At 40.0% G+C, this 7,329-nt stretch carries 9 protein-coding genes; 3 read left to right on the top strand and 6 right to left on the bottom strand.

Features of this window, described 5'->3' with window-relative positions:
- A partial coding sequence (locus tag AB5935_RS21795; RefSeq protein WP_368327565.1) for an RNA recognition motif domain-containing protein occupies positions 1-238 on the top strand: 238 nt, incomplete at its 5' end.
- Between the two features lie 72 nt (positions 239-310).
- Here AB5935_RS21795 and lptB read toward each other — a convergent pair.
- The gene (lptB, locus tag AB5935_RS21790; protein ID WP_008655196.1) at positions 311-1,132 is read right to left on the bottom strand and encodes an LPS export ABC transporter ATP-binding protein; all 822 of its coding nucleotides are present in this window, start codon (positions 1,130-1,132) and stop codon (positions 311-313) included.
- Between the two features lie 128 nt (positions 1,133-1,260).
- On the opposite strand from lptB, the gene AB5935_RS21785 reads away from it, so the two are divergent.
- Both AB5935_RS21785 and AB5935_RS21780 read left to right on the top strand, forming a co-directional pair.
- Positions 1,261-2,004 carry an MlaE family ABC transporter permease gene (locus tag AB5935_RS21785; protein WP_032934389.1) on the top strand — a complete coding sequence of 248 codons (744 nt, stop codon included), beginning with the start codon at positions 1,261-1,263 and terminating at the stop codon, positions 2,002-2,004.
- Positions 2,001-2,765, top strand: a complete 765-nt coding sequence (locus tag AB5935_RS21780) for an ABC transporter ATP-binding protein (protein ID WP_007830834.1) — start codon at positions 2,001-2,003, stop codon at positions 2,763-2,765. Before AB5935_RS21785 ends, AB5935_RS21780 begins: the two co-directional genes overlap by 4 nt.
- A gap of 82 nt (positions 2,766-2,847) precedes the next feature.
- Here AB5935_RS21780 and der read toward each other — a convergent pair whose 3' ends face one another.
- The 5 genes from der to AB5935_RS21755 form a co-directional block, all read right to left on the bottom strand.
- Entirely contained in the window at positions 2,848-4,161 is a 1,314-nt protein-coding gene (gene der, locus AB5935_RS21775; RefSeq protein WP_007855548.1) for a ribosome biogenesis GTPase Der, read from the bottom strand.
- A gap of 34 nt (positions 4,162-4,195) precedes the next feature.
- Positions 4,196-5,077, bottom strand: a complete 882-nt coding sequence (gene era / locus AB5935_RS21770; protein WP_007843674.1) for a GTPase Era — start codon at positions 5,075-5,077, stop codon at positions 4,196-4,198.
- An 82-nt stretch (positions 5,078-5,159) separates the two neighbouring features.
- Positions 5,160-6,164: a beta-ketoacyl-ACP synthase III gene (locus AB5935_RS21765; protein WP_008655190.1), complete on the bottom strand. Its 1,005-nt coding sequence runs from the start codon at positions 6,162-6,164 to the stop codon at positions 5,160-5,162.
- Between the two features lie 104 nt (positions 6,165-6,268).
- A complete protein-coding gene (rpmF, locus tag AB5935_RS21760; RefSeq protein ID WP_002562387.1) occupies positions 6,269-6,454 on the bottom strand; it encodes a 50S ribosomal protein L32 in 186 nt (61 codons plus the stop codon).
- A gap of 11 nt (positions 6,455-6,465) precedes the next feature.
- Complete coding sequence (locus tag AB5935_RS21755; RefSeq protein WP_007843675.1) at positions 6,466-6,999, bottom strand: YceD family protein; 534 nt, start codon at positions 6,997-6,999, stop codon at positions 6,466-6,468.
- Positions 7,000-7,329 lie beyond the last annotated feature (330 nt).

The raw sequence follows: 7,329 nt of genomic DNA, 5'->3' as shown, positions 1-7,329 counted from the left end.
GTATGTTGGAAACCTTAACTACCGTGTTAAGGAAGGAGATTTGGAACAAGCAATGGCGGCTTATGGAGTTGTTACTTCTGTAAAAGTTATCAAAGACCGCGAAACAGGTAAATCTAAAGGATTTGCGTTTGTTGAAATGGAAAATGATGCAGAAGCAGCCCAGGCCATGAATGAACTGAACGGTTCGGAATTCATGGGACGCCAATTGGTAATCAAGGAAGCAAGACCTAGAGACTAATTACTTATCTGATACAATCAAAAAAAGCTCTGAACAGATTCAGAGCTTTTTTTATATCCCACGTCTCCGGTTTTATACATTGTTTTCCTGCCTGTCCTTTTCCGCCAATTGAAAGTCCTTACGGCGAAGCACAAAATTAGTACCTAGATATTTCTCACGGACAACAGGATTTTCCGCTAGTTCTTCAGGGGTTCCCTGAAACAGAATCTTTCCTTCAAATAACAGATACGCACGGTCGGTCAAGCGTAACGTTTCCAATGCATTATGGTCGGTAATTAAAATACCGATATTTTTATCCTTCAATTTCCATACAATGTGCTGGATATCCTCTACAGCAATAGGGTCTACTCCTGCAAAGGGTTCATCCAACATAATGAATTTAGGATCGATAGCCAGACAACGTGCAATCTCCGTACGACGACGCTCACCTCCAGAAAGTTGGTCTCCCAAATTCTTACGTACTTTCTGCAAACGGAACTCGGCAATCAAACTTTCCAGTTTGTCCTTTTGATATTCCGGAGTAGTATTAGTTAACTCTAACACAGAGGCAATATTATCCTCCACACTCATCTTACGAAAGACAGAAGCCTCCTGCGCTAAATATCCAATACCATTCTGAGCACGCTTATATACAGGATAACTGGTAATATCCAAGTCATTTAGGAATATATGCCCCTCATTCGGCACGATAAGTCCCGTAGTCATATAAAATGAAGTAGTCTTACCGGCACCATTCGGTCCCAGCAGCCCTACAATCTCTCCCTGTTTCACATCAAAAGAAACATGACTTACTACCGTACGCTTGCCGTATTTCTTCACCAGATTTTCTGTACGAAGTATCATACGGTTGTCTTCGCTCACCGTATTTTGTTGTTCTATTTCCTGCTCTGACATATCCATGTATTTTGCGACAAAAATACTAAAAAAGTTTAGGAAACGCATAACAGAACAGAAAATCAGAACTTCTTTTGCATTTATATAGACAAAAAAGGCTACTTTTGCAGGAAATTGTGAAAACTATGATGATAAGACCCATAACAACCGTAGGGAAATATATCATGCTGATGGGACGTACTTTTGCTCGTCCGGAACGTATGCGTATGTTTTTCAAGCAATATCTCAATGAGATGGTACAGTTGGGAGTAAATTCCATCGGTATTGTACTGCTGATTTCTTTTTTCATTGGTGCCGTAATTACCATTCAAATCAAATTAAACATCGAAAGCCCGTGGATGCCTCGTTTTGTGGTAGGCTACACCACTCGCGAAATCATGTTATTGGAATTCTCCTCCTCCATCATGTGTTTGATCCTGGCAGGAAAGGTAGGTTCTAATATTGCCTCCGAAATAGGCACCATGCGTGTAACCCAACAGATTGACGCATTGGAAATCATGGGAGTCAATTCTGCTGGATACCTTATTCTTCCTAAAATTATAGCTTTAATGACAATGATTCCTTTTTTGGTTATTTTCAGCATATTCTCGGGAATTATTGGTGCTTTTTGCACCTGTTGGTTCGGAGGAGTCATGAATGCCGAGGATTTGGCCTATGGTCTGCAATATAGTTTTCAGGAATGGTTTGTATGGTGCAGTTTTATTAAATCTATCTTTTTCGCTTTCATTATTTCCAGTGTATCTGCTTATTTCGGTTACACGGTAGAAGGAGGTTCTATTGCAGTAGGTAAAGCCAGTACAGATTCTGTGGTAATGAGCAGTGTGCTTATTCTATTTTCCGATTTAGTATTAACACAACTTTTAATGGGATGATACAAGTTAAATCATTATATAAATCATTCGAGGGAAAAGACGTATTGGTGGATATCAATGCTACTTTTAACAATGGTAAAACTAATCTGATTATCGGTCAAAGCGGTTCTGGAAAAACTGTATTGATGAAGTGTATCGTCGGTCTGTTGACTCCTGAAAAGGGCGAGATCCTGTATGACGGACGCAACTTCCTTAACATGAATAAAAAAGAAAAAAAGACATTGCGCCGCGAAATGGGAATGATTTTCCAAAGTGCTGCCTTGTTCGACTCTCTTACCGTACTAGAGAATGTAATGTTTCCATTGGATATGTTTTCCAACGACACGTATCGTGATCGTGTAAAGCGTGCCCAGTTCTGTTTAGACCGTGTAAACTTAATGGAAGCGCAGAACAAGTATCCGGGAGAAATTAGTGGAGGTATGCAGAAACGTGTAGCTATAGCACGTGCCATAGCTTTGAATCCTCAATATTTATTTTGCGACGAACCCAATTCCGGTCTGGACCCAAAGACCTCATTGGTTATCGATGAACTGATTCACGACATTACCACTGAATACAACATGACAACCATTATCAATACCCACGATATGAACTCCGTAATGGGAATCGGTGACAGTATTCTCTACATCTACCAAGGGCATAAAGAATGGGAAGGGACAAAAGATGATGTGTTTACTGCTACCAATGAACGGCTGAATAATTTTATCTTCGCCTCTGATCTGCTCCGCAAGGTAAGAGAAGTGGAAGAACATAGAAAATAATAATAAAATGATTAGTGGTTAATAATCTGGGAATATCACGGCGAAGCCCATTAACCAAATCATTAACCACTAACCACTATTTTTATTTCTGTCTGATAAAGATATTTATCGGTGTTCCTGACAAATTCCATTTCTCACGTATCTTGTTTTCAAGAAAACGCTTATAAGGCTCTTTCACGTATTGAGGCAAATTAGCAAAGAACACAAAAGAAGGAACCTGCGTGTTTGGCAACTGCGTACAATATTTAATCTTGATATACTTACCCTTATTTGAAGGAGGCGGATAAGCCTCGATCAACGGAAGCATTTCTTCGTTCAGACGAGCTGTCGGAATACGGGTAGTACGTGCCTGATATACCTCTTTTGCAGTTTCCAGCACCTTGAAAATACGTTGTTTTGTCAAAGCGGAAGCAAAGATGATGGGAAAATCAACAAACGGTGCCAGACGGGAACGAATGGCTTCCTCATAAGTTTTCATCACTTTGGCATCCTTATTCTCTACCAAATCCCATTTGTTCACCACTACTACCAAACCTTTCTGGTTACGTTGAATGAGAGAGAAAATATTCAAATCCTGTCCTTCAATGCCACGACTGGCATCCAGCATAAGAATACACACGTCCGAATTCTCAATAGAACGGATAGAACGGATGACAGAATAATATTCCAAATCCTCATTTACCTTATTCTTCTTACGGATACCGGCAGTATCTACCAGATAAAAGTCAAAACCAAACTTTTCATAACGGGTATAGATAGAATCGCGGGTAGTACCTGCAATCTCTGTTACAATATTACGGTCCTCCCCGATAAAGGCATTGATAATAGAAGATTTCCCGGCATTCGGACGTCCTACTACTGCAAAACGAGGGATATCCTCATCCAGCAGTTCTTCACCCTCCTTACTGAATTTACCTACCACTAGATCCAACAATTCCCCTGTACCGCTTCCGCTCAATGCAGAAATACAATAAGGATCACCTAGACCCAATTTATAAAATTCGGCGGCATTATATTGCAATTCATTATTATCAGTCTTGTTAGCTACCATAATAACAGGTTTCTTTGTACGCCGCAAAATAGAGGCTACAGCCATATCCAAATCGGTAACCCCGTTCACTACATCCACAACAAACAAGATTACATCCGCTTCATCTATGGCCAGACTTACCTGTTTACGGATCTCTTCCTCAAAAACATCACCCGAGTTTACCACCCATCCACCGGTATCAACGACAGAAAACTCATGTCCCACCCATTCCGACTTGCCATATTGGCGGTCGCGGGTAGTTCCTGCCTGCTCGTTTACAATTGCCTGACGCGTTTTGGTCAGACGATTAAAAAGTGTAGACTTTCCCACATTGGGACGTCCTACGATTGCTACTAAATTTCCCATTTTCTTTCTTGTTTTACGGCTATCACAGTCGATTTTAATCCATTTGATACCCAAAGTTCTTCAATTCTTTGTCCGAGCTTCTCCAATCCTTATCAACTTTCACAAAGGTTTCCAGATAAATAGACTTTTGGAAGAAATGTTCCAACGTTTTACGAGCCTCGGTAGCCACCTTCTTCAGTGCCCTGCCCTGCTTACCTATAATAATACCTTTTTGCGATTCACGCTCCACATAAATCACAGCATTGATATGGATACTCTTAGCATCTTCCTTAAAGTGCTCCACTACCACTTCTACAGAATAAGGAATCTCTTTATCATAATAAAGCAGAATCTTCTCGCGGATAATCTCGGTAACAAAGAAACGTGCCGGTTTATCTGTCCATTGATCTTTCCCGAAATAGGGAGGTGAATCGGGCAGCAACTCCCTGATACGCTTCATTACCGTATCCACATTGAATTTAGAAGTAGCAGAAATCGGAATAATTTCAGCTTGAGGAAGCTGTTCATGCCACGCTTCCACCAACTTGACCAAGTCTTCCTGATTGGTCAAATCTATTTTATTAATTAACAATAAGACAGGAACCTTGACATTACGAACTTTCTCTATAAAGTCCGCATTTTTATCTGTTTTCTCTACCACATCTGTCACATACAGCAATATATCCGCATCCACCAACGCCGACTCTGAGAAGTTCAACATAGATTCCTGTAACTTGTAGTTTGGCTTCACCACTCCCGGAGTGTCCGAGAATACAATCTGCATATCGTCCGTATTCAAGATTCCCATGATACGATGACGAGTTGTCTGCGACTTGAACGTTGCAATAGAAATACGTTCCCCCACCAGCAAATTCATCAGTGTTGACTTACCTACGTTGGGGTTTCCTACTATGTTTACAAATCCTGCCTTATGCATAATTCTTTCATTTTATTGGCTACAGACAAAAAAACGCATCGGAATACGGATGCGTTCATTTGTATTTGTAGTTTAATGATTATTATCTCTTACTACCATCGTAACCCCATTTCACATAAACGGCTCCATAGGTAAAACCTGCGCCGAAAGCTGTAAATATCAGGTTATCTCCTTTCTTCAGCTGCTTTTCGTAATCCCAAAGACACAACGGAAGTGTAGCACCACTAGTATTACCATATCGCTGAATATTGATCATTACCTTCTCCAAGGGAACTTCCAGACGAGAAGCTACCGCATCAATAATACGCAGATTAGCCTGATGAGGAATTACCCAGTCGATATTATCTTTATTCAAACCATTCTTTTCGGCAATAGTCGCTGTAATATCCGACATATTGGAAACAGCATATTTAAATACTGTTCTTCCTTCCTGATAAAGGTAATGCATCTTATGATCAACAGTGAAATAAGAAGGAGGACATACAGAGCCACCGGCTTTCATGTGAAGAAAAGGAAGCCCCTTACCATCTGTACGAAGAATAGAATCCATAATACCATAATCTTCTGTAGTAGCTTCCACCATACATGCTGCTGCACCATCACCAAAGATAGGACACGTTGCACGATCCTGGTAATTTACCATAGATGACATCTTATCTGCACCGACAATAATAATCTTTTTATGTCTGCCCGATGCGATAAGTGAAGCAGCTGTTTCCATTAAATACAAAAATCCGCAGCAGGCAGCCTGCAAATCAAATGCAAATGCATTTTTCAATCCCAGCTTATCACACAGGATAGAAGCAGTGGAAGGGAAATGATAGTCAGGAGTAGTAGTTGCTACGATTACTGCGTCAATGTCATCCGGATTAGAAGCTGTTTTCTGCATCAGTTGTTTGGCAGCCTTACGCGCCATATACGATGTACCCAATCCTTCTTCATTCAGAATACGTCTTTCTTTAACTCCGATTCGAGTCATAATCCATTCATCATTGGTATCTACCATTCTTGAAATCTCTTCATTAGTCAAGACATAATCTGGTACATATCCACCGACTCCTGTTATTACTGCATTTATTTTTTCCATCATTCCAATTTAATTAGTTTATACCCTTACAAAAAAGTAGCCGACAGAGCCGAAGCTCGCCGGCTTTATTTTATAAAACGTACAAACGTGTTTAAAGCTACTGATTAGACAGCAGCTTCTTTTTCGATTGCTAACTTACCTCTATAATAACCGCAAGCTCCACATACAGTGTGATAAACATGCCATTCGCCGCAGTTAGGACAGATAGCTAAAGTAGGAGCAACTGCCTTATCATGAGTTCTTCTCTTTGCAGTTCTCGTTTTTGATTGTCTTCTTTTAGGATGTGCCATTTTTCTAAACTTTAATTATTATCTAATATTTTCTTTAATTCATTCCATCTCGGATCTATTTCCTGAGGCCCTTCGCTAACATCTCCTTCGGGTAACTCCACCGCTATGTCATCATCATCTTCATCGTCCGCAGAAGTACGCAAATGCTTGCTCAGCTTGCCAACCATACCTTTGTTACATTTCCCAGGCGCATGTACATGCTTCATAGGAATATTCAAGGCTATGAACTCATACAAGAACCAGGCAATGTTAATATACCCATCTTCTTCAGGTACTACAACTATGTCACCCTCTTCCGCAAATGAAGAACCTAATTTTACTTTCAGTTTATCTGAAGTTGAAACAGGTAATTCCATTTCATCCAAGCAACGGTCACACGGTACAATGACAAAGCCTTCAGTTTGAAAATCCAACAGAAAAACACCGGATGTTTTTTTCACATTCAGTTCTACTGTCAGTTTTCCCTTCTGTACTTCCGGTCCATCCAGATCTACAAAGAATTGATTATCCAGCGTAAACTCATACTTAGCAGAGTCCGCTTTCATATTCTTCAATTCAACCTTATATTTATCAAACTTTCCCAAAGCAATACTATATAAATCGGGCGACAAAGATACGAATAATATTCCAATATGTATAATATAAGTGCGTATTTTTCAAATATAAATTAGACATATATTATTTTTAGCGTATAATTTAGCGTTTTTTTTGAAGTGTGTTTGCCCTTCATATCTCATATCAGTGTTTCCATCGTACACTTTTTCCCTTTATACTACACCATCCTTTTTCGGTTCATGCAGCTTGCATAAAGGCGCTATAATCATCTTCCGTTTCTCTGTTAGGCGGGCCTTCAGACCTGCCTGTTCTATTTCCCG

The sequence above is a fragment of the Phocaeicola sp. RTP21198st1_B8_RTP21198_201120 genome (assembly GCF_040929485.1).
GTDB lineage: Bacteria > Bacteroidota > Bacteroidia > Bacteroidales > Bacteroidaceae > Phocaeicola > Phocaeicola dorei.
The sequence above is the reverse complement of the archived record's forward strand: the minus strand, read 5'-3'. Positions and strand labels throughout refer to the sequence as shown.